Raw genomic sequence first — 22,966 nt, 5'->3', positions numbered from 1 at the left:
ATGCTGACGCATCGACTGATCCGTGCATACGCGCTCTACACGCTGGGGTTTCTCGGGTTCGTGCTGCTGATGTGGCGGATCGAGCGCGCGACCGGTTCGGGCGTCTGGATCGGCTATGTGTTCCTGTTCGTGCCGATCGCCGTGTATGCGGTGATCGGGCTGCTGTCGCGCACGTCCGATCTCGTCGAGTACTACGTGGCCGGGCGGCGCGTGCCGTCCGCGTTCAACGGGATGGCGACGGCGGCCGACTGGCTGTCGGCCGCGTCGTTCATCGGCCTGGCCGGCTCGCTCTACGCGACCGGCTACGACGCGCTCGCGTACATGATGGGCTGGACGGGCGGCTTCTGCCTCGTCGCGTTCCTGCTCGCGCCGTATGTGCGCAAGCTCGCGCGCTACACGATTCCCGATTTTCTCGGCACGCGCTTCTCGAGCACGGCCGTGCGCGCGCTCGCGGCCGGCGCGGCGATCCTGTGTTCGTTCGTGTATCTGGTCGCGCAGATCCAGGGGATCGGCCTGATCGCGACGCGCTTCATCGGCGTCGATTTCGCGATCGGGATCTTCTGCGGGCTCGCCGGCATTCTCGTGTGCTCGTTTCTCGGCGGGATGCGTGCGGTCACGTGGACGCAGGTCGCGCAGTACATCATCCTGATCAGCGCGATCCTGATCCCGGTGTCGCTGATCGCGATGAAGAACGGGCTCGGACCCGTGCCGCAATTCAATTACGGCAAGCTGATGGAGCGCGTCGCGGCGCGCGAGGCGCAGGTGCGCGAGGCGTCCGACGAGCAGCGGGTACGCGACGCGTACCGCCGGCAGGCCGCGGAGATCCAGACGCGACTCGACCGGCTGCCGTCGTCGTATGCGGACGCGCGCCGGCATCTGGTCGACCAGCTGGCCGACCTGCGACGCCATAACGGGCCGCTGCGCGAGATCAGCCTGCGCGAGCGCGAACTGGCGGACTTCCCGCGCGACCCGGCAGCGGCGCGCGTCGCGTGGACGCAGGCGCGCGACGACCTGCTGGCGCGCGCCGAGCCGCCCGTGCCGATGCACGAGCCGTTTCCGGCTGCAAGCGACGACGAACGCAAGCCGCGCGAGCGCAATTTTCTCGCGCTGCTGCTGTGCCTGTCGCTCGGCACCGCGAGCCTGCCGCACATCCTGACGCGCTACAACACGACGACCTCGGTCGCATCGGCACGACGCTCGGTCGGCTGGACGCTGTTCTTCATCGCGCTGTTCTACCTGAGCGTGCCGGTGCTCGCGGTGCTGATCAAGTACGAGATCCTCGCGAACCTCGTCGGGCGGCCGTTCGCGGAATTGCCCGCGTGGGTCACGCAATGGCATCACTTCGAACCGGACCTGATCAGCGTCGTCGAGGTGATTCGCGACGGGATCGTGCACTGGTCGGAAATCCAGATGCAGCCGGACATGGTCGTGCTGGCCGCGCCGGAGATCGCGGGGTTACCGTACGTCGTGTCGGGACTGATCGCGGCCGGTGCGCTGGCCGCCGCGCTGTCGACCGCTGACGGGCTGCTGCTGACGATCGCGAACGCGCTGTCGCACGACGTGTATTACTGCATGGTCGCACCCGATGCATCGAGCCAGCGGCGCGTGACGATCTCGAAGGTGCTGCTGCTCGGCGTCGCGCTGTTCGCGTCGTATGTCGCGTCGCTCAATACGGGGAAGATCCTGTTTCTGGTCGGCGCCGCGTTTTCGCTGGCGGCGTCGAGCTTCTTTCCGGTGCTGGTGCTCGGGGTGTTCTGGAAGCGCACGACGACGCGCGGGGCGATCGCGGGGATGGTGACGGGGTTGGCGGTGTGCGTGTACTACATCGTGTCGACGTATCCGTATTTCACGCAGTTGACCGGGTTCGCGGGGCGCACGTGGTTCGGGATCGAGCCGATCAGTTCAGGCGTGTTCGGCGTGCCGGCGGGGTTTGCGGTGGCGATCGCGGTGAGTCTGTGCGACAAGCGGCCGGATGAGTATACGCGGGCGTTGGTGGATTACATCCGGCATCCGTGAGGCGGGAAGGGGGGCGATGCATGGCGTGCCGGCGCGCCAAGTTGAAAAGCCTCTGATTCCTGGGGCAATCAGGGGGCTTCGCGTATTTCTGTCGGAGAGAGGCGGATTCGCCCAGACAGCGCGGGCAAGCCGAACGATCGGCTTGCTTTTCTCCCCGGAAACGAAAATGCCCGCTGGCGCGGGCATCGAATTCTGGCGGAGAGAGGGGGATTCGAACCCCCGATAGGCGATTAACCTATACACGCTTTCCAGGCGTGCGACTTAAACCACTCATCCATCTCTCCGGAAGACCGAGAGTATAGCAAACTCTGGCGGCAGCCCGCCACTCCCTTCCGCACCCGTCAGAAATTCGTCGATCCATACCGAGCGCGCGTCGCCCGACGTCAGATCGTGACGAGCCGTACGACCTGTCGGCTACTTCGGACATGGACCGTCCCGGTTCGAAAGAATGTGAACTGTTGAGTCCGTTCGGACGCTTCGCAGAAAGGATTCTAAATCCTGTCAAAAAGCCGTCACCAATCCGACAAATTTGCTATGCTCGCCGAAAACCAGACGGGCGGCACTCCCAGGACGGACCAGCGGGCGTGATGGCTCGCCGAACAACGAAGTCAAACAAAATCCTGAGAGTCACGCTGTGAATACAGCCGAATTGCTACGCACGTTTGCGTCCGGGGTGGTCGATCAGAACAATCGGCCGGTTCGCATGAATTGGGGGCCTGCTCAGAAGACGCTCGAGCAGGTGCTTGCGCTCCAGTATGCCGATATCCGCGAAGGGTTGATGACGGGCATCGAGGGGCATCTGACCTGCGTGTCGGCACGGGCCGATCTTCCGATTCGCAGCTTCATCGGGCTGCCGGTCTCCGTCGAGATGACGACCGATCGCGGGCGTCTCCATACCATCAACGGCATTGTCACCGACGTTCGCACCGGCCAATCGGACGGTTCACTGACCTGCTACCAGCTGACGATTCGCGACGTGCTTTCCGTGATGGAGCGGCGGACCAATTCGCGGTTGTTTCGGTCGAAGAGCCTGCCCGACATCCTGGGTGTGCTGCTTCAGGAATGGCGCCAGCGCAGTTCGGCGCTCGCGGGCGCATTCGAGTTCGACTTGTCCGGCCTGCAAGCCGAGCGTTACCCCGCGCGTGAACTTACGCGGCAGGTCAACGAGTCGGACTCGCATTTCATCCGGCGGCTGTTGCGACGGGAGGGGGCGACCGTATTCGTCAAGGCGGGCAAGGCCGGCGAGCGGGCGAGCGGCAATGCGCACGACACGCCGGTTCATACACTCGTCTTTGCCGACGACTCGATGAAGTTGCCGGCGACGGCCGCCGGCACCATCCGCTACCACCGCGACGCCGCCACCGAAGCGCGCGACTCGATCACGCTGTGGGCGACGAGCCGCCGGTTGATCCCGGGCAAGATCGTCCGACCGACGTGGGACTACAAGAGCGGCCGGATGTCCCAGACCGAGCAGGCGACGATCGTCGATCAGGGCGACGGCGGCAACGACCTCGGGCATTTGCTGGCCGATGTCGTCATCGATATCCCGCACGCCGGGGATTCGTCGTCCGATCTCGACCGGATCGGCAAGGACCGGATGCTGGCGCATGAACTGCGTGCCGAATCCGTCGACGGCGTGAGCAATGTCCGTGATCTGGCCGTCGGTCACTGGTTTGCGCTCGCGGAGCATCCGCAACTCGATACGTTGCCGGCCGAACAGCGGCAGTTTGTCGTCACGTCGCTTCATCATTGCGTGCGGAACAACCTGCCGAAGGAACTGAACGAGCGCGCGCAATCGCTGTTCGCGGCAAGCCGCGTGCTGTTCGACGCGGTGCCGACCGACGTGAGTGGCAAGCCGGGCGACGAAAGCGATCGACGCTACGAAAACACATTCTCGTGCGTGCGGCGCGGCGTGCCGCTGACGCCGGCCTACGATCCGCACGTCGACTTGCCGCCCGTGCATCCGATGACGGCCGTCGTCGTCGGCCCGGAGGGCGAGGAGGTGTTCTGCGATGAAATGGGCCGCATCCGCGTGCGGATCCAGGGACTGAGCGCGGACGATCATGCGCACGCGCAGGGCGCCGGTACGAGCGGCACGCCGTCCGACAGCGCGCCGGTGCGCGTCGCCTGCGCGCTCGCCGGGCCGAGTTTCGGCGCGAATACGTTGCCGCGCGTCGGCATGGAAGTGCTGATCGGCCATATCGGCGGCGATCCGGACCGGCTCGTCGTGATGGGCGTGCTGGCCAACGGGCCGAACATGCCGGCGACCTTCAGCCACACCGGCGCGCTGCCGGGAAACCGCTATCTTTCCGGCACGAAGACGAAGGAAATCAAAGGGCAGCGGTACAACCAGATCCGTTTCGACGATACGCCCGGACAGATCAGCAGCCAACTGGCGAGCGAGCATGCGTACAGTCAGCTGAACCTCGGCTATCTGACGCAGCCGCGCGACAACGGGCAAGGAGCGGCACGCGGCGAAGGCGCCGAATTGCGCAGCGATGCGCACGTGGCGATTCGAAGCGGCAAGGCGATGCTGATTTCGGCTTGGGAGCGGCTGCGCGCGAGTGACGGCCACCTCGCGCGGGACGAGTATCTGCAACTGATGCAGGAATGCGTCGAGCTGTTCAAGAGTCTCGGCGACTATGCGGGCCAGCATCAGGGCGTGGCGCCGGATACGCAGCCGCACGATGCACTCATGACCACGGTGAAAGGCTGGCCGAATGGCGAGGCGTCCGGCGGCGGTGAGTCGTCAGGCGCGTCGATGGCCGCGATCGGTATTACCGCGCCGGCCGGCATCAGCATGGCGACGCCGAAGACCGTGACGACCCATGCGGGCGGCAATATCGATGTCGTCGCGCAGAACCACCTGCAGTACACGAGCGGGCAGCGGATCAACCTGCAGGCCGGGCATGGCGTGGCGATGTTTGCGCACAGTGAGGGCGTGTCGGCGATCGCCAACCAGGGGAAAGTGGCGCTGCAGAGCCAGAACGACGACACGCAAATCGATTCGGCGAAGAACATCCAGATGTCGGCGGGCGGCGGCAAGCTCGCGGGCATGGCCAGCGAGCAGGTCGTGTTCGTGACGTCGGGCGGCGCGTATCTGAAGCTGCATGGCGGCGATATCGAGCTCGGATGTCCGGGGAGTTTCACCGTCAAGTCCGCGTCGCATACGTGGGCCGGGCCGGCGAGCATGAGCGCCGATTTTCCGAAGTTCGACCAGGGCTCGCTGGGGCGGGTGCCGAAGCTGGTCCGGGCCACGGACGGGCAGCCGGTCGAGGGCATGGAAGCCGAGGTGCGAAAGGCGTCGGGCGAATTGATCAAGGGGAAGACCGACGCGCAAGGCAAGCTCGCGCCGGTCAGCAGCGACCAGTTCGAACAATTGGCGGTTCGCTTCTTCAAGTCGAGAACCTGAGTTGAGTCTTCCAGAAAAACAACATGTTCAACTACAACTTTGCGCAAAACCCGGGCGGGCAACCGTCGACGGACGAACCGTCGCAGACTTCGGTGGGCGGTGGACTGGGGACGACGCTATTCAACCGCAACGACCTCGAGTGCGTGATGCAGATGCCGCTGCCGGGCGTCGTCATTTTCGTGCACGGGGTCAATTCGGAAGGGGAATGGTTCAAGGAGGCCGAGAAGGGGCTGTGTGCCGGATTGAACCGGCGCATGGGGCGTTATGACGATCAGCTGTTCCATTGGGGGCCGGTGGCCGGGCAGATGACACCGGTCAGCTATATCGAAAGCCTGACGCCAGACGGTTTCCTGAATCCGGACATGTCGTCGAAGACGTACATCAAGCCCGATCCGTCCTTTTCGCCCGTCATCCACTTTCGGTGGGGCTATGCCGCGAATGCGGAGGAGCTGAAGGAGTATGGCGACAAGATCATGCTCAACGAAAGGAATTACTGGGGCGGTGGCCCGTTCGCGGGCGGGTGTTCGAGTCTGCCGGATCTGTGGAACGACGGATTGAACGATCGGCTTTTTCTGTGGCTGACCGTCCAGCACATGAATGGCATCGGCAATCGAAAGATCTACTCCACGCCACCGCGCACTTACGGTGTGCTTGGCGCACTGCGGCTTGCACGTCTGGTCGAGTCGATCCGCAAGCGACAGGCCGACGCGCCGATCACGATCGTTTGCCACAGCCAAGGAAACATGATCGGCCTTGCCGCAGCGTTTCTCGGTGACCGGTTGCCAGAGGTGACGGATCAGTGGGGCAAGAAAGGGCGCTGCGTCGCCGACACCTATGTTCTCGCCAATCCCCCGTACAGTCTCGTCGAGGCCAACATGACCGACTCATGGGCCCAGCGCGGGGTGCGCGACAAGAACGGGCACGTGGGGCGCGAGACCTATGTCGCGCGCAAGGAAACGCTGAGGGAGTACTTCGATATCCTGCGTGCCCGGGCCGATCTCGAGATGCCCGCGGAGGATCTCGATCGCGCAATGGAAAACGCAAGGCCGTCGAAGAACGGGGGCAAGCCGTATAGCGCAGCCAAGGACCGGGAGGCACATGGGCTGTATCAGAAAAACACCTACGGGAGAGTGACGCTGTACTGTTGTCCGCACGATCAGGTCATTTCTGCCCTGACCGTTCAGGGAATCGGCTGGCGCGGGATGAGTGTCGACGACATCAGTGCGACGAACGCGTGGGGTGTTTTTTCGCAACGCGTGTTTGCATCGAATTTCGAGGTCGGTGGAGAGAACAAGCTCTATCGGTATTGGCAGGATGACTGGCGCAAGGACAAGAACCAGAAGGAGGGTTTCTGGTATCCGCCATCACCACCTGCGCGGTATGGTCTTGGGCGAGGCACGCATTCCAATGAAGGGTGGATCGCGAAGTTTTTCACGATTGCAACGAGCCCGGCCCTCTACCTGTTCAATTTGACGAACATGGCGGTCAATGCCGATCCACCGAAAAATTGGGAAATCCCGATTACCGCACCGATGCTCGATAAGGAAACGCGCTTCCTCCCGCAGGCGTTCCGCTATGGCAAACCATCGGGCGCTCGCGATGCGCAAGGGAAACCGATTGAGGAAGGGGGCTTCAACGAGGGTTACGATCCGCCGTCGGCTGGGCGTGACGCCACCAAGGAGAACAAGCGGGATGACGATCCGTATGACACCTTCGACGCGAAGTCGGAAAAGTTCAAGACTGAGGGTGACGCGCTGAAGGCACAGGGGGACGCGGCGTCCGAGGCTGCGCAGCGGTATGAGGATCATTCGATTCTTCGCATGGAAGCGCGGAGATCCGGAAATCGTCGCTGGGTCGACAAGGAAGGAAATGTGGTCGGAGAGGACAATCCGGAGGCGGCGAGTGCTGACTATAACGAATGGCGGAACAACGAGATTTTTCAGATTCTCAACGGCGGGGACAAGAATAACCCCACCAACCATTCGACCATCATGACCAACAAGGATCATGCTGAAAAGGCGTTGGCTTATGATGTGGCAATCGGGCTTTGCTATCTGACCGAGATGGATTTTGAAGAAATCAGGATTCAGGCTGATTGGCGATTTGCCAACAGTTTGGGTGATGAGGGTCAAAATGGTAAGATGGCGGAATATATTATAACCGGAAAGTGTGAAAAATTATTTTTGCAAGATTGGGTTGTTAAGGATGATCATGCAAAAATGCCTTCCAAGATACACGACGAAAGAGATGGTGGATTTTTCCTGAAGCTTGGAGGCATTTTATGAGATCGGCCATCGCTACATGGCCGCGTCGAGCCGGAGTCGCCGGCGGTGCATTGCTTCTTGCGCTGGGTGTATCGGTTTTGATATTGGTTTCGTCTGTTGATGGGACAGGAGCGTTGTTGAGTATGGGAACTCTGATGAAGCGGTTAGTCCTGGTTCCAGGACTTGTGGCAATCATGGTATTTGCATTTGCAACGGTGATTGCGGGTCCGCGAGCAGTTGCGGCTTCATCGAACGAGAAGGCGGCTCCAATCACCGGAGCTGGGGCGTCCAGGCCGTTCGTTGCTCAGGTCGTCGGGCTTGGCTGGATGAACCCGCTGCAGCGCAAGGATTACAGCACCGAGTGGCAGATATTATGGACGCTCGGCCTGGTAAAACCGAATGTCAACGATGACATGGTTCGGGTAAATCCTAAAAAATATTCAACATTGCAACCGATTTCTATCGTGGCCGATGGTCGCCGGGGGCGTGAATCTTTTTCCGGATTCTATAAGAAATATATCAATGAGATGCTGATACTTTTCCGAAATCGGTATTTCACGAATGAAGATTATTTTTACACGGTTAGCGCGGATAGCCAGAAGAAGTGGCGGGAATTGGCTGGCATGCATATCGAGCTCGCTATTCCCGCGGGTCGACTCGATCCTGGGCTGGCGTCGTCACATTTGCGAGATCAGATTGTTAACTTTTTCGAAATAGGAAATCCGTCCGCCAAAAATTTATGGAGCCACGACACCCCGCCGGATGTGCACGTGACATCGGGCCAGGGAAATGCCGGTTTCACGTCGCTGAACGCGGCGCTGGACTACCTGGCCGCGCATCCGGACAAAAGCGCGTGGGTGATGAACTGGGATGCGCCCAGCTTTCCGCCGAACGACGAACAGATCAACGAGAACATGGTGGTGTTGTTCCTCGCCGGCCCCGACCTGAAGACCGAGCGTGAACCGCTGGCCTGGATCGGCAAGGCTGCACGAAGCAACGTCAAGGATTTCGAGGCGAAGCAAGGCGCGAGCCGCGCGGTGCAGGCATGGAAGTCGACGATCGATACGGCGGCGAGTAATGCAGGCGTGCCGGTGTCGTCGCTGAATTACGTCGTGCATGACGCGGGCAAGGGCAGCGATGCTGCATCGACACGTATTGCCTCACTGTCGCAGACGCTGACGGAAGTCCTGCCGGAATACGATTTCCGTACGCAGACCTTCAATACATCGGCGTTGCTCGGTGACATGGGCGCCGGCGCGGCGCTGACCGATGTGGCGCTGGCGATCGGCCGAGCGAATCACCTCGGTGGAAATGTGCTCGTAGCCGGAACGACCGACACCGAGCATCCGACGGCAGTCGTCGTCGTCGCGCCTTCGAAGCTGACGCCCATCGACGCCGGCAAGGACTGGTTCCGCGCACGCGGCGAGAACAACGCGTACTTGCCGTGGTGGGGGCGCCGTCATGACGCGCGTCCGGCATCGCAAGGCTATTCGGAATAAGGAGCGCGCATGCGCGGAATCATTCGAGTCGGCGACGCAACGAGCCACGGCGGTCAGGTCGTGACCGGCAGCGCGGTCAGCGAAGTGATGGGGCGGCCGGTCGCCCGGCTCGGTGATACGTGTGTCTGTCCGATCGCGGGCCATCAGGCCTGCTTTATCGCCGAAGGCGATCCGCAGGTCATCGTCGACGGGAAACCGGCCGCATTCGATGGTCACAAAACGTCGTGTGGCGCGACGCTGATTTCGAGTCTGGCGTCGTCCGGACGGGAATGAATTGCCAACCCGGCGCTCTGGATTGGCCGGTTCGATCGGGAGTATTCATGCGCTGCCTCACTCTTGCAAGATGCACCGGGTGCGTCTCGATCGTCATGGCGACACTCTTGTCCGGCTCGCCGTTGCAGGCCGAGATTAGTACCGCACCGGCACAATCTGCCGGAGGTGCGTCCACTGCGCCGTTTGTTCCCCAGGTTGTCGGACTTAAATGGCTCAATCCGCTCCAACGCCGTGACTATCCGACAGAGTGGCAATTGCTCTGGACACTCGGGTTGGTGAAGCCGAACATCAACGACGATATGGTCCGGACGCGCCCGGAAGCGGTATCTATCGTCGCGGACGGCAACCGGGGAAGTGAGACGTTTTCCGGGTTCTATGAAAAGTACGTCGACAAACTTCTGTTCCTCTTTCGAGTGCGATATTTCACGATTGAGGACTACTTCTATACCGTCAGTGCGAGAGCGCGGCGGAAATAGAGGGAACTGGCTGGCATGCGAGTCGGGTTGGCTATTCCCAGTAGGCTGGCCCCTGAACTGGCAGCGTCATATCTGCAGGATCATGTGGTCAACATCTTCGAAATCGGCAACCCCTCCGCAAAAAATCTATGGAGCCGCGACACGCCGCCCGATGTACACGTGACGTCGGGTCAGGGCAATGCCGGCTTTACGTCGCTGAACGCCGCACTGGACTATCTGGCGGCACATCCAGACAAAAGTGCCTGGGTGATGAACTGGGACGCGCCGAACTTCCCACCGCAGGACGAACAGCTCAACGAGAATATGGTAGTGCTGTTCCTCGCCGGCCCGGATCTGAAGACCGAGCGTGAGCCGCTGGCATGGATCGGTAAAGCCGCGCGAAGCAACATCGGGGATTTCGAGGCGAAACAAGGCGCGAGCGGCGTGAGCCACACGGCACAGGCATGGAAGTCGACGATCGATGCGGCGGCGAACAATGCGGGTGTGACGATGTCGTCAGTGAATTTCATCGTGCACGACGCAGGCAAGGGCAGTGACGCTGCATCGACACGGATTGCGTCACTGTCGCAGGCATTGGCGGAAGTGCGGCCGGAATACGATTTCCGTACGCAGTCCTTCAATACGTCGGCGTTGCTCGGCGACATGGGGGCCGGCGCGGCGTTGACCGACGTGGCGCTGGCCATCGGTCGTGCGAATCATCTCGGCGGAAATGTACTCGTGGCCGGAACGACCGATACCGAGCACCCGACGGCAGTGGTCGTTGTGGCGCCTTCAAAACTTACGCCGATCGACGCGGGCAAGAACTGGTTCCGCGCGCGCGGCGGAAACAACGCGTATTTGCCTTGGTGGGGGCGTCGCCATGATGCGCGTCCGGCGTCCCAAGGCTTTTCGGAGTAAGGCCGACGCAGGACGACCGCCACAGTACGGCCGCATGTCGCCATATCGTCCGGTACACCGATTGATGAGTCCCGGCAGCGATCGCGATGATGTAAAGCATTCTGTAACAATCAGCGGAATGGTGGTGCGCAATTCTTTCAAAATACTTTCCATATTTCTGGTTATCTGTGCATCTAGAGAAATCCCGGCTGCCGTCCCATCAAGGCATCTGTCTTCACTTCACCAGAAACGTCATCGGGAATTCCATCACGTACATTACAAAATGTATTGTGATTGAAAGGATTTCGTCTCTTGACGCGCCGCACTGTCGCCATTTATTGTCCGTCTGCCGCCCGTGAGAGAGCACGACGGCAACCGCGCATGTGCACGTTGCGCGCACGACAACACGCAGCAAAAAGCAGAAAAGGAAACGTGGTAGCCACATGAAGCCGCTATTCGACGACAACCCATCCGATGCGGTCAGCGATCGTCCTTCCACTCCGTCTTCGTCACCTGCCGCCGTGCCAGCCGCAGCCATACCGGCCGGCCGCCCGGCGGAGAACGCCCGCCTGATCACCGTCGACGAGATCGACCAGCTCGGCGCGACGCAGGGCACGCGGATCGCCGCCTTCTCCCAGCAGATTCTGGCGAGCGTCCGCGCATCGGATGCCGACCGGTTCGGCGACAAACTCAACGAACTGATCGTGACCGCGAAGGGGCTCGACCCGCGCGGCGCCGACAAGGGCGGGCTGCTCACGCAGGTGACGCGGCTGTTCCGCTCGACGAAGGAAAAGCTGCTGTCGCAATACGAGTCGGTGAGCAAGCGGATGGACACGCTCGTCGTCGAGCTCGAAAACCATGCGCAGCGGCAGAAGGCCGGCATCGACGAGCTCGAGCGGATGTACAACGACAACTACGCGCTGCACCAGGAACTCGCGCAGTCGAAGGCGCACGGCGAAACGGCGCTCGCGACGCTGCGCGCGCATCTCGCGGCCGGCCAGCAGCCGGCGGACGATGCGTTCGCCGCGCAACGCCTGCTCGACGTGAAGCGCAAGGTCGATGCACTCGAAAGCAAGCTCGACGACCTCGACCGCGCGATGCTGATGTCGAAGCAGCTCGCGCCGCAGATCCGGATGGAGCAGGACCAGAAACGCACGCTGACGTCGAAGTTCATGACGATCAAGACCGTGCTGATCCCCGCGTGGACCAACGCGTTCGCGCTCTACCTCGAGCAACTCGGCACGAAGCGCGCGGCGGCGCTCGCGAACGCGACGTACGACGCGGCCGACGAGGCGATCCGCGCGCAGGCCGACCTGAACCGCCAGAACGCGCAGGAAGTCGCGAAGCTCGGCCAGCGTCCGGTGATCTCGACCGACACGTTCGAATACGCGCAGCAGCAGCTGTTCGGCGCGTTCGACGACATCACGCAGATCATCGCCGACGGCAAGCGCCAGCGCGAACAGGACGCGCCGCGCCTGCGCCAGCTCGAACAGGACCTGATCACCCGATTCGCTCCGAAGCACAACTAAGAGAACTGAGAGAACACCGCATGATTACGCTTGAGAAGCGCGCGGCGAAGGTCGCGATCGTCCTCGAAAAACGCCAGATCCTGAAGCCGCCCGTCGTGCGCGTCGGCGCCGCGCTCGACATCTCGGGCTCCGCGAAGCCGCTGTACCAGTCGGGCGTGATCCAGGAGACGCACGACCGGATCCTCGGCATCGCACTGAAGTTCGACGACAACGGCGAAGTCGACACGTGGACCTTCACCGAAGGCTACGACCGCCTGCCGACCGCCACGCCGGAGAACTACGGTTCTTACATCTCCGATCACGTGCTCGACGCGCGGATCGAGAAGTGGGGCGGCACGCAGTACGCGCCGGTCATGAACGACATCGTCGATTTCTTCTTCCGTGCGCCGGAGCCGAAGCGCGAAGCAAGGCGCGGCTTCCTGAGCCGGCTGTTCGGCAGTGCCGACGAGACGTCCGCGCCGGCCGCCTCCGCATCGGCGAACGGCCATCTGCCCGCGTGGGTGCTGTTCGTCACCGACGGGCAGAACCCGAAGAACGACCGCAAGCGCGTGCGCCAGCTACTGGCCGAATCGCAGCACTTCCCGCTGTACTGGTCGCTCGTCGGCGTCGGCGATCCGCGCGAATTCGACTTCCTCGCGGAAGTCGCGAACGAAATGCCGAACGTCGGCTTCCTGCATCTCGAATCGCTCGACCTCAGCGACGAACAGATCTACGAACAGCTGATCACGCAGGAATTCTGCGACTGGGTGCGCGCGAAGTAAGCGCGGCCCGCCTGCCCATTTTTTCAGAACTCGATTACCCCATCATGTTGAAAGACTTCAAGATCCCGTTGTCGCTCACGGCGCTCGCGCTGATCGCGGCCTACTTCCTCGGCGGCGTGAAGGACATGCTGATCGTCGCGGTCCTGTGCGTGCTCGAAATATCGCTGTCGCTCGACAACGCGGTCGTCAACGCATCGGTGCTCAAGAACTGGTCGGAGAAGTGGCGCAACCGCTTCATGGTGTTCGGCCTGCCGGTCGCGGTGTTCGGCATGCGGCTCGTGTTCCCGCTGCTGATCGTCGCGGTGATCGGCCACATCGGGATGTGGGATGCGCTGACGCTCGCGATCGAGTCGCCCGAGCAGTACGCGGCGATCCTGACCTCCGCGCATCACCAGGTGTCGGCATTCGGCGGCGCGTTCCTGCTGATGGTGTTCTTCAAGTTCATGCTCGACACCGAGAAGGACGAGCACTGGATCGGCTTCCTCGAAGGCCCGATGCGCCATCTCGGCCGCATCACCGCGCTGGAAGTGGCGCTGACGCTCGCGATCGTGATCGTCGCGTCGTTCTACGTGCCGGCGGCCGAGCAGGTCAGCTTCCTGCTCGCGGGCGCGCTGGGCGTGATCAGCTTCGTGATCGCGCACGGCATCGGCGACCTGATCGGCGGCGAGGATACGGGCACGCGCGTGGTACGCGAAGGCGTCGCGGGCTTCATGTACCTGGAAGTGCTCGATTCGTCGTTCAGCTTCGACGGCGTGATCGGCGCGTTCGCGCTGTCGAACAACATCTTCCTGATCGCGCTCGGCCTGGGTGTCGGTGCAGCCTACATCCGGGAGATGACGCTGGTGCTGCTGAAGAAGGGCACGCTCGCGCAGTACCGCTATCTCGAACACGGCGCGTTCTGGGCGATCGGTGCGCTCGCCGCGATCATGTTCCTCGGCGTGAAGCTCGAGGTGCCCGAGGTCGTCACCGGCCTGATCGGTGCAGCGACGATCGCCGCCGCCGTGTGGTCGTCGATCGTCGTGCAGCGCAGGGAAGGCCGCACCGCGGTGGCGGGCAAATAAGCGCGCGTCACGCGCGACACGAACACCATCAACGAAGGGCCGCACCATGCGGCCCGACATCGCCGCCGGCGCAACGGCGGTTCCAGCAGAAGAGGTTCAGATGATCAATTTGTCGAAAGGCGGTCGCGTCAACCTGTCGAAGGAAGCGCCCGGCACGCAGAAATTCCGCATCGGTCTCGGTTGGGACGCGAACGCGACGGACACGGGCACGGATTTCGATCTCGACGTGTCGGTGTTCCTGTGCAAGTACGACGCGCAGAGCAATCCGAAGCTGATCTCGGATCGGCACTTCGTGTTTTACAACAGCGAAGTGCGCACGATGGAGCGCAAGGAAACCTTCATCCAGCCGGGCGACGATTTTCCGAAACGCGGGATGCCCGCGTCGACGTGTCTGGGCGTCGTGCATAGCGGCGACAACCGCACGGGCAGCGGCGACGGCGACGACGAGGTGATCTTCATCGACATGACGAAGCTCGCGGCCGACGTCGAGGAAATCTCGGTGGTCGTGACGATCGACCAGGCCGAAGCGCGCCGCCAGAATTTCGGGCAGGTGCACAACAGCTATATCCAGATCGCCGACGAGGTGACGGGCGCGGTGATCGCGAAGTATGCGCTCGAGGAAGACTTCTCGATGGAGACGTCGGTGCAGGTCGGCAGCTTCTATCGCCGCGACGGCCACTTCATGTTCAAGGCCGTCGGCGCCGGCTACAACCGCGGCCTCGGCGATTTCGTCCGCGCGTACGGTGGCGCGGTCTGACTGGCGGCAGCCCGGCGTGCGGAACACCGCGGCGCCGGGCAGGAAGCAGCGATGACGAATCCGTCCGACGAGCCGAAGCGGCTCGAGTTCGATACGACGCCCGAGCGCACGCCCGGGCGTCTTGCGTTCGACGCGCCGCCCGGTGCGCCGGCCGCGCGCGTGCCCGAGCGGCCCGAGCGGCCCGCGCCGCAGGCGCTTGACTTCGGGCCGGCAGCCGCGGCCGACAAAGGCGCGCGCGTGCCGCCCGCCGATGCGGTCGGCCGCGCGCTGTTCGGCGAAGCGAACCACCCGCAGCTCGACGCGTGCTTCCGCGCCGCGCAGGCCAGCTTCCCGAATCTCTATCCCGACTACGCGCCGCGCATCGAGCGGCACATCCGGCAACTGGTGCCGCTGAAGCTCGCGACGGTCGCGACGATCGGCGACGGCGCGCTGGAGACGGCCGGCAATCTCGTCGAAGCCGTCGCGGCGGCGACGCGCGAATTCAACGAACTCGGCGCGGCCGACATGATGGCCGGGATGCTCGCGCAGGCAACGCGCAAGGCCGGCGTGTTCGAGCGCTGGTTCGGCGCGGCATCGGGGCATGTCGATTACCGGGCGGCGATCGGCGCGCTCAAGCAGTCGCTCGGCTTCTTCCCGCGCCGCACCGAGGCGCTCGCCGCGCAGGTCCGTCAGGCGGAGGAAAACCTCGTCGTCGTGCTCGCGGCGCTGAGCGCGGTGTCGGACGTCGTGCGCGCGCCCGACGATGCGGGCGTCGAGCGCACGCTGTTCGACCGCCGCAACATCGTCGGGCAGGCGGTCCAGCAGATCCGGATGCAGCCGGCGCAACTGCGCGGACTCGACGAGCGTGTGACCGATCTGCTGTCGCGCGCCGATCACCTGATGAACGTCGTGCTGCCGGCGGCGCTTGCCGCGCGGCCGCAGCGCTGAGCAAACGGCGCCGTGTGGCCATGTGCGTTGCGGCGCATGCGGCCGCTGCCGGGGTCGTGCTGCGTCTCGCGGTTTCGCGCACGGCGGCGCGAGTCTGCTATCTTCCCGGGCATTCGATCGCTTTCCCGCCGACTCTCCATGACTGACCGCATCGTCGCCGCATTCGATTTCGACGGCACCATCACGACTACCGACAGCTTTCGTCATTTCGTCCGCTACGCGGTCGGCACGCCGCGCTTCGCATGGGCCGGGCTGCGCGCGTTGCCGTGGATCGTCGCGATGAAGGCCGGGCTGCTGTCGCGCGGCGACGCAAAGGCGAAGTTCGCGTCGTTCGCATTCGGGCCGATCCGCGAGGGCGTGCTCGATGCGCAGGCGCGCACGTTCGTCGATACCTATCTGCCGGGCCTCGTGCGCCCGGAAATGCTCGAGCGCATCCGTGAGCATCGGGCGCGCGAACACGAAGTCGTGCTGGTCAGCGCGTCGCCGTCGCTGTATCTGGAGAAGTGGGCGAGGACGGCCGGCTTCGATGCGGTGCTCGCGACGCGGCTCGCGTTCGAGCACGGCACGTTCGCCGGGCGGCTCGACGGCGAGAACTGCTGGGGGCCGCAGAAGGTCGTGCGGCTGCGCGGGTGGTGGGGCAACCGGCCGCCGAAGCTGCTGTTCGCGTATGGCGACAGCCGCGGCGACAAGGAAATGGCCGAACTCGCGAACTGGTCGTGGATCCGCGGGCAGGGGCCGATGCCGCCGATCGGCGATTGAGGGCGCGCGCCGCCGGCGTTATGCGTCTGCCGGTGCCTGACGCGTGCCGCGCGACGGACGATAGGCGCCCCAGCGATTCGCACGCGCGAACGTACCGACGTCGTTGAAGCGCACGCCGACCTCGCGCAGCGCCGCATGCGCGGTGCGCGCGGTCAGTTGCCGGATGTAGAACGGATCGCGCACCACGAAGTGATGGATCGCGTGCGTGCTGCCGAAATTGAAGCAAAACAGCTGGAACGGCAGCATCCACCACGGATTCAGCACCTGCGTCTGCTGGATCACGTTGCGCGAATCGATGTCGCCGAAGTAGTGCATGTTCGAGCTGACGAAGTTGATGCAGAAGCTGCGCAGGAAGTTCGGTCCGAGCCACACCACCGCGAGGAAATCGACGACATTCATCACGCGCTCGACGGCGGCCGGTACCGTTGCCGTATAGCCGAACACATGCAGCGCGAACAGGCCGACGTGATAGACGATGAACGCGTGCCACAGCAGGTAGTACACGTGACCGACCGGCATGTACGACGACACCTGCTCGACGCGCAGCTGCAACCGTTCCGACGGATCCTGCACCGGCTGCGCGGCCACATACTGCTTCACCTTGCGGCGCATCGCGGCCGGCCGCAGCACGACGGCGAGCATGCCGTCGGCGATCATCAGCAGACGCTTCACGCCCCAGCGTTCGCCGTTCGTGATGCCGAATTCCTCGAGATCCGATTCGCCGCCCGACACCTTGTGGTGATGCAGGTGCATGCGCCGCCGCGTCCACGGGTTGATCGTGCCGGGCCGCGTGAGCCAGCACAGCGCCATCATCAGGTGATAGGCCCACGGGGTCTTCTTGAAGTACATCAGGTGGATCAGGTCGTGCTCGAGCTCGTGGATCAGCGACGTGACGAATGCGGCAAGCGGCAGCGCGACGTACCAGGCGATCGCGCCGCGCGCATACAGCCACGCGATCGCGAGCATCGCGCTCACCGACACGACCATCACGGACGCGCCGACGAGGTTCTGGTTGTCGAGCAGCGGAAAGCGCGCGCGGATCGCGTCGCTCGCGGCGTTGACCTCGCGGCGGACGTACGCGACCTTGTCTGCATCGTGGCGAAAGACGGTTCGTGCGGGTTGGCTCATCGACCGGAATCCGTGCGGAAAGAGTGGGGCGCAATGCCGATGTGACAAGCATAGGCGCGCGCCGGAGCGCACGCGAGGGCCGCCGGTGCCAATGACGGTGTCATTTCGGGCCACCTTGGCGACCGGGCTAGAGTGCCGCCGCGGTGTCATTGCGGGCCAGCGACGCTACAATCCGCCGAAACCGCTCCGGAGTCCGCCGCATGGTCCCGTCCGTCCCGGATGCCGCGCGCCAGCTGAACAAGGCGACGGTGTCGTCCGCGTATGCGCTGTTCATGCTGATGCTGGCCGAGGAGCGCGGCATCGACGGCGGCCGCATCCTCGCCGGCTCGGGCGTCGAGCGCGAGCGGCTCGCGCAGCCCGATGCGCGCATCACGCCGCTGCAGCAGGCGGCGATCGTGTTCAACCTGCTCGATGCGACCGACGACCCGTCGATCGCGATCGAGATCGGCCTGCGCAGCAGCCTGACGAAAGCGGGGCTGATCGGCTTCGGGCTGATGAGCTGCGCGACGCTCGGCGAGGCGATCGCGCTCGGCATCCGCTACCTGCCGACGCGCGTGCCGTTTTTCTCGGTGCGGCTCGCGCAGCTCGACGGGATCGTCGACATCGACGTGCTCGAAGCGTTTCCGCTCGGCCGGCTGCGCCAGTTCGCGGTCGAGAACTTCCTGGTCGAAACGGCGATCCTGTTCAATTCGCTGCTGTATCCGACGCCGGGCCGCACGCTGCAGTCGCGTGCCGAACTCCATTTCGAATGGCCCGAGCCGCCGTGGTTCGAGCGTTATCGCGCACGGCTGCCGCGCTGCCATTTCGACGCGAGCGCGAACCGTATCCGTTGCGACGCCGCGCTGCTCGACGAGCCGATCGGCACCGCGAACGCGCAGACCGCGCAGATGATCGTCCAGCAGTGCGAGGCCGAACTCGCGCGGCTCGGTTATGCGGAGAGCATCGTCGAGCGCGTGCGCAACCTGCTGATCTGCGGCGACGACGGTTATCCGTCGGTCGACGACGTCGCGCGCGAACTCCATGTGTCGGCGCGCACGCTCAAGCGCAAGCTCGCCGAATACGGTGCGACCTATTCGGCGCTGCTCGACGAGATCCGGCTGCGCGACGCGCTGCGGCTGCTCGAAGGCACGCGGCTGCCGGTCGACGAGATCGCGGCGCGCGTCGGTTATACGGACCGCGCCAATTTCACGCGCGCGTTCAAGCGCTGGACCGGCGTCGCGCCGAGCGAGCGGCGCTGAACGCCGGCACGTGCCGCGGCTTCAGACGAGCGCGATCCAGTTCGCGCCGCGTCCGCCCGGCACGCGCGTGTGCAGCGTCAGCGCGCCGTCGTCCGGCGCGATCGCATACACGGCCACGTGTTCCGACTGTTCGCCGCAGGCGACGAGCCAGCGTCCCGACGGATCGATCGCGAAGCCGCGCGGCTGCGTCTCGGTCGCCGTCGCGTGCGCGGGTTTGAACGACCCGTCCTCGTTGCGGCGATAGCAGAGCAGGCGGCTCGACGTGCGTTCGCTGACGTACGCGAAACGTTCGTCGGGCGTCAGGTGCAGGTCGGCGGCCCACACGGACGGCTCGGCGGGCGCGGGCGGGCGCGCATGGCCGGGCGCGAGTCCGGCGACGGCCGGATGGCGTGCGCTCACGTGTGCGTCGCCGAGCCTGCCGGTGTCGGGGTCGCGTGCGAAGGACGCGAGCGTGGCCTGGAATTCGCTGACGACGACGAGCGTGCGACCGTCATCCGCGAACCGCAGGTGACGCGGGCCGAAACCGGCCGGCACGCGCGTGTCGCCGTGTTCGACCGCACGCAGGCCGGCCGCATCCTCGACGAGCGCGAAGGCGAACACGCGGTCCGAGCCGAGCGAGCCGACGTACGCGAAACGGTTGTCCGGCGACACGATCACCGAGTGCGCGTTCGCGATGCCGGGCGCGACCTGCAGCGGCGTGCCGTCGCCGTCGCGCACGCGGGCGGCGTCGTAGAGGCTCAGCGAATTCCCGCCGTACGACGCGCCGAGCAGCCAGCGACCGCGGCGGTCGAGCGACAGGTACGCGTGGCTCGCGTCGATCGCGGTCGTGCCGATGCGCGCAAGCGCGCCCGTGGCGGCGATGCGGAACGCGACGATCGTCGGTTGTTCGCCGCGCGTCGCGACGTAGAGCCGTGCGCGGTCGGCCTGTACGGCGATCGGCATCGCGACGTCGGCGGCCGGGTAGCGCGCGAGCGGTGCGAGCGTGCCGTCGCCGGCGAGGGAGAACGTGGCGAGGTCGCCGTCGGCGGCATTCGAGACGACGACGGTCAGGCGGTCAGTGTTCGGCATGGCGGAGCATCGAGGCGTTCGTGAAGGATTCGTCGGCCGGCAGGCCGCGCGGCGGATCGCTGCGCCGCTGCGTGCGTGCGAACAGCGCGGCGAACGCGGCGACGAGCGAAGCGATCGCGAGCGCATACAGGCCGCCCGTGATCGAACCCGTATGTTGCTTCAGATAGCCGAACGCCGTCGGCGCGACGAAGCCGCCGAGGTTGCCGACCGAGTTGATCAGCGCGATCACGGCCGCGGCCACGCGCGTGTCGAGGTATCCCTGCGGGATCGGCCAGAACAGCGACGCCGCGGCCTTGAAGCCGAGCGCGGCGAAGCAGATCGACGCGAACGACCACACCGGGTCGTGCGACGTCGACGCGAACAGCCCGCACGCGGCGAGCACGAGCGCACTGGCGAGCCAGCGCTGCGGATGCTTCCACTTCGACGACAGCACCGCGAAGCCGTACATCGCGCCGATCGCGATCATCCACGGAATCGTGTTGTACAGGCCGACCTGGAAATCGGTGAGGCCGCCCATCTTGCGGATGATCGTCGGCAGCCAGAACGTGGCCGCGTAGATCGTCAGCTGGATCGAGAAGTACAGGAAGCAGAACAGCACGATCTGCGGGTCGCGCAACAGTGCGGTCGCGCGCACCGGCACGTTCGAACGGACGTCGCGCGTCGCCCGTTCCTCGTCGAGCGCGTTCTGGAGCGCCGTGCGCTCTTCGGCGGTGAGCCACGTTGCATCGCGAATATGCGATTTCAGCAGCAGCCAGCTCGCGCCGCACAGTGCGACCGAGAACAGCCCTTCGATCAGGAACATCCATTGCCAGCCTTCGAGGCCGAAGCCGCGGATCGACAGCAGCGCGCCGGTCACGGGCCCCGAAAGCACCGACGCGAACGCGGAGCCGCCGAGGAAGATCGCCATCGCCTTGCCGCGCTCCTGCGGCGGCAGCCATTGCGACAGGTACAGCACGACGCCGGGGAAGAAGCCGGCCTCGGCCGCGCCGAGCAGGAAGCGCAGCGTATAGAACGACGTGTCGTTCCACACGAACGCCATCGCGGCCGCGACGATGCCCCACGTCGCCATGATCCGCGCGAGCCACACGCGTGCGCCGTAGCGCTGCATCAGCAGGTTCGACGGCACCTCGAACAGCGCATAGCCGACGAAGAACAGCCCGGCGCCGAGCCCGTACGCGGCCGCGCCGATGCCGATCGACGCTTCGAGGTGGCGATCGACGAAGCCGACGTTCACGCGGTCGATGTAGTTCGCGATGAACATGATCAGCACGAGCGGCAGCACGTGCCACTTCACTTTCGAGACGGCGGACGCGAGCGGGTCGCGGCCAGGCAGGGCGGGCGAGGGCGGGTTCAACGGTGTCTCCGGTCGGACGGCTGCGGACGGGGCGGCGACCCGCGTGCGCGTCTGGTTGGCGGTCTATGTAGTATGTCGTCGTATGACATGGTACGCCGGAGCGCGACCGAAGACGTCGCGGGTTTACCCGGAATTAGTTCAAATATTGGGGAATCTCACGAGATTGGCGTGACGGTACTTAATGTCTGATGACGTATGACATTGGTGGAGACGCCGGCCCTACCTGACGCGCGAGGTCGGCGTGCGCGGCATCCGCGCGAACAGCATCCACATGGGCTGGAGGTGGGGCGTGCCGCCCCCGAGGAGTTTCCGGCAGGCGGCGGGATGACGGAAGAGCAGATCCTCGCGCCGATCGCGTCTAATATTGCGCTCGCGAAGCTGCCGACCGACGACGATTGCGCGCGCGGCGCTGTTTCTCGCGTCCGACCAAGCGAACGCGGTGACGGGCGCGACGCTCGACGCGGACGGCGGCGATTTCATGCCTTGACGATGGAGCAACGGATCATGCAGGACAACCCACACGCGCGGCATTTTTTCGCGTTCAACGGCGACGCGGACGGCCTGTGCGCGCTGCAGCAGCTGCGGCTCGCGGAGCGCGTGCGCGGCACGCTCGTGACCGGCGTGAAGCGCGACATCAGGCTGCTCGAGCGGATCGACGCACGCGCGAGCGACATCGTCACCGTGCTCGACGTGTCGCACGACCAGAACCGCGACGCCTGCGCGCGGCTGCTGCGCGGCGGCGCGACGATCCGCTATTTCGACCATCACTTCGCGGGCGAACTGCCCGACGATCCGCGTTTCGACGCGCATATCGACACGGCGGCCGACGTCTGCACGAGTGTGATCGTGAACCGCCATCTCGGCGGCCGGCACGTGCGCTGGGCGATCGTCGCGGCATTCGGCGACGAACTGCCGGCGCTCGGCGACGCGCTCGCACGCGAGCACGGGATCGGCGAGGCCGAGCGCGGCACGCTCGCCGAACTCGGCCTCTACCTGAACTACAACGCGTACGGCGAGTGCGTCGGCGATCTGCACTTCGATCCGGCGGTGCTCGCCGACGCGATGTTGCCCTGCGCCGAGCCGCTCGATTTCGTGCGCGGGACCGACGTGTTCGCCGCGTTACGCGACGGCTACCGCGACGACATGGCGCGTGCCTGCGCGCTCGCGCCGCTGCGCGAGGTGCCGGGCGCGACGCTGGTCCGGATGCCGGACCACCCGTGGGCGCGGCGCGCGACGGGGATGCTTGCGAACGAACGGATGCGCAATGCGCCGCATGCGGCGCTCGCGGTGCTGTCGCCGCGTGCGGACGGCGGGCTGGTCGTCAGCGTGCGCGTGCCCGACGGCCGGCCGCTCGGCGCCGACGAGTTCTGTCGCGGTTTCGCGACCGGTGGCGGGCGCAAGCGCGCGGGCGGCATCAACCATCTGCCGGAAGCGGAGTTCGACGCGTTCGCCGAGCGTTTCGAGGCCGCGTTCCGGCTCGATTGACGCAGCAGCCGGCCGCTCCCGGTCACGCGGCGGGCAGCATGCCACGCTTCGGCGCGCCGCTTTCCGTCGCGTGCGCACTGATC

Annotated in this window: 17 protein-coding genes, 1 tRNA gene and 1 pseudogene; 15 read left to right on the top strand and 4 right to left on the bottom strand. The window is 64.7% G+C overall.

What is annotated here, in order from left to right; translation table 11 throughout:
* Positions 1 to 2,016, top strand: coding sequence for a sodium:solute symporter family protein (locus VXM69_RS31370; protein ID WP_034190364.1), 2,016 nt, complete (start codon positions 1 to 3; stop codon positions 2,014 to 2,016).
* 193 nt (positions 2,017 to 2,209) lie between these two features.
* Here the strand turns inward: VXM69_RS31370 and VXM69_RS31365 are convergent.
* A tRNA-Ser gene (locus VXM69_RS31365) sits at positions 2,210 to 2,300 on the bottom strand.
* Between the two features lie 350 nt (positions 2,301 to 2,650).
* On the opposite strand from VXM69_RS31365, the gene VXM69_RS31360 reads away from it, so the two are divergent.
* The 11 genes and pseudogenes from VXM69_RS31360 (at position 2,651) to VXM69_RS31310 (ending at position 16,610) form a co-directional block, all read left to right on the top strand.
* Positions 2,651 to 5,428 (top strand): type VI secretion system Vgr family protein, encoded by a 2,778-nt coding sequence (locus VXM69_RS31360; protein WP_034190365.1) that lies wholly within the window; start codon positions 2,651 to 2,653, stop codon positions 5,426 to 5,428.
* Positions 5,429 to 5,451: 23 nt separating this feature from the next.
* Positions 5,452 to 7,713: a hypothetical protein gene (locus tag VXM69_RS31355; protein ID WP_069706939.1), complete on the top strand. Its 2,262-nt coding sequence runs from the start codon at positions 5,452 to 5,454 to the stop codon at positions 7,711 to 7,713.
* Positions 7,710 to 9,191 carry a virulence factor gene (locus VXM69_RS31350; protein WP_176730102.1) on the top strand — a complete coding sequence of 494 codons (1,482 nt, stop codon included), beginning with the start codon at positions 7,710 to 7,712 and terminating at the stop codon, positions 9,189 to 9,191. The genes VXM69_RS31355 and VXM69_RS31350 overlap by 4 nt, the downstream gene beginning before the upstream one ends.
* A 9-nt stretch (positions 9,192 to 9,200) precedes the next feature.
* The gene (locus tag VXM69_RS31345) at positions 9,201 to 9,464 is read left to right on the top strand and encodes a PAAR domain-containing protein (RefSeq protein ID WP_027784933.1); all 264 of its coding nucleotides are present in this window, start codon (positions 9,201 to 9,203) and stop codon (positions 9,462 to 9,464) included.
* A 47-nt stretch (positions 9,465 to 9,511) separates the two neighbouring features.
* A pseudogene (locus tag VXM69_RS31340) lies at positions 9,512 to 10,837 on the top strand (virulence factor).
* Between the two features lie 422 nt (positions 10,838 to 11,259).
* A complete protein-coding gene (locus VXM69_RS31335; protein ID WP_367189753.1) occupies positions 11,260 to 12,345 on the top strand; it encodes a toxic anion resistance protein in 1,086 nt (361 codons plus the stop codon).
* 20 nt (positions 12,346 to 12,365) lie between these two features.
* Entirely contained in the window at positions 12,366 to 13,106 is a 741-nt protein-coding gene (locus VXM69_RS31330) for a VWA domain-containing protein (protein ID WP_049035304.1), read from the top strand.
* Positions 13,107 to 13,150: 44 nt separating this feature from the next.
* Entirely contained in the window at positions 13,151 to 14,167 is a 1,017-nt protein-coding gene (locus VXM69_RS31325; protein ID WP_034190369.1) for a DUF475 domain-containing protein, read from the top strand.
* 100 nt (positions 14,168 to 14,267) lie between these two features.
* Positions 14,268 to 14,924 carry a TerD family protein gene (locus tag VXM69_RS31320; RefSeq protein WP_034190370.1) on the top strand — a complete coding sequence of 219 codons (657 nt, stop codon included), beginning with the start codon at positions 14,268 to 14,270 and terminating at the stop codon, positions 14,922 to 14,924.
* Positions 14,925 to 14,975: 51 nt separating this feature from the next.
* On the top strand, positions 14,976 to 15,851 hold the full coding sequence (locus VXM69_RS31315; RefSeq protein ID WP_124610078.1) for a hypothetical protein: 876 nt from the start codon (positions 14,976 to 14,978) through the stop codon (positions 15,849 to 15,851).
* Between the two features lie 138 nt (positions 15,852 to 15,989).
* On the top strand, positions 15,990 to 16,610 hold the full coding sequence (locus VXM69_RS31310) for an HAD family hydrolase (RefSeq protein WP_367189752.1): 621 nt from the start codon (positions 15,990 to 15,992) through the stop codon (positions 16,608 to 16,610).
* Between the two features lie 18 nt (positions 16,611 to 16,628).
* Here VXM69_RS31310 and VXM69_RS31305 read toward each other — a convergent pair whose 3' ends face one another.
* Positions 16,629 to 17,738: a fatty acid desaturase gene (locus tag VXM69_RS31305; RefSeq protein WP_367189751.1), complete on the bottom strand. Its 1,110-nt coding sequence runs from the start codon at positions 17,736 to 17,738 to the stop codon at positions 16,629 to 16,631.
* Between the two features lie 200 nt (positions 17,739 to 17,938).
* Here VXM69_RS31305 and VXM69_RS31300 point away from each other — a divergent pair, with 200 nt between their 5' ends.
* On the top strand, positions 17,939 to 18,976 hold the full coding sequence (locus VXM69_RS31300; RefSeq protein WP_034190374.1) for an AraC family transcriptional regulator: 1,038 nt from the start codon (positions 17,939 to 17,941) through the stop codon (positions 18,974 to 18,976).
* Between the two features lie 21 nt (positions 18,977 to 18,997).
* Here the strand turns inward: VXM69_RS31300 and VXM69_RS31295 are convergent, their stop codons facing one another.
* On the bottom strand, positions 18,998 to 20,044 hold the full coding sequence (locus VXM69_RS31295) for a lactonase family protein (RefSeq protein WP_367189750.1): 1,047 nt from the start codon (positions 20,042 to 20,044) through the stop codon (positions 18,998 to 19,000).
* Complete coding sequence (locus VXM69_RS31290) at positions 20,031 to 21,398, bottom strand: MFS transporter (protein ID WP_034190376.1); 1,368 nt, start codon at positions 21,396 to 21,398, stop codon at positions 20,031 to 20,033. Before VXM69_RS31290 ends, VXM69_RS31295 begins: the two co-directional genes overlap by 14 nt.
* Positions 21,399 to 21,762: 364 nt before the next feature.
* On the opposite strand from VXM69_RS31290, the gene VXM69_RS31285 reads away from it, so the two are divergent.
* On the top strand, positions 21,763 to 21,885 hold the full coding sequence (locus VXM69_RS31285; protein WP_226103845.1) for an SDR family oxidoreductase: 123 nt from the start codon (positions 21,763 to 21,765) through the stop codon (positions 21,883 to 21,885).
* 17 nt (positions 21,886 to 21,902) lie between these two features.
* The gene (locus VXM69_RS31280; RefSeq protein WP_367189749.1) at positions 21,903 to 22,883 is read left to right on the top strand and encodes an acetyltransferase; all 981 of its coding nucleotides are present in this window, start codon (positions 21,903 to 21,905) and stop codon (positions 22,881 to 22,883) included.
* Positions 22,884 to 22,966 lie beyond the last annotated feature (83 nt).

It is taken from the genome of Burkholderia sp. Ed8 (assembly GCF_040761425.1).
Taxonomy (GTDB): Bacteria; Pseudomonadota; Gammaproteobacteria; order Burkholderiales; family Burkholderiaceae; genus Burkholderia; species Burkholderia seminalis.
This window is presented reverse-complemented; position numbering and strand designations above follow the sequence as displayed.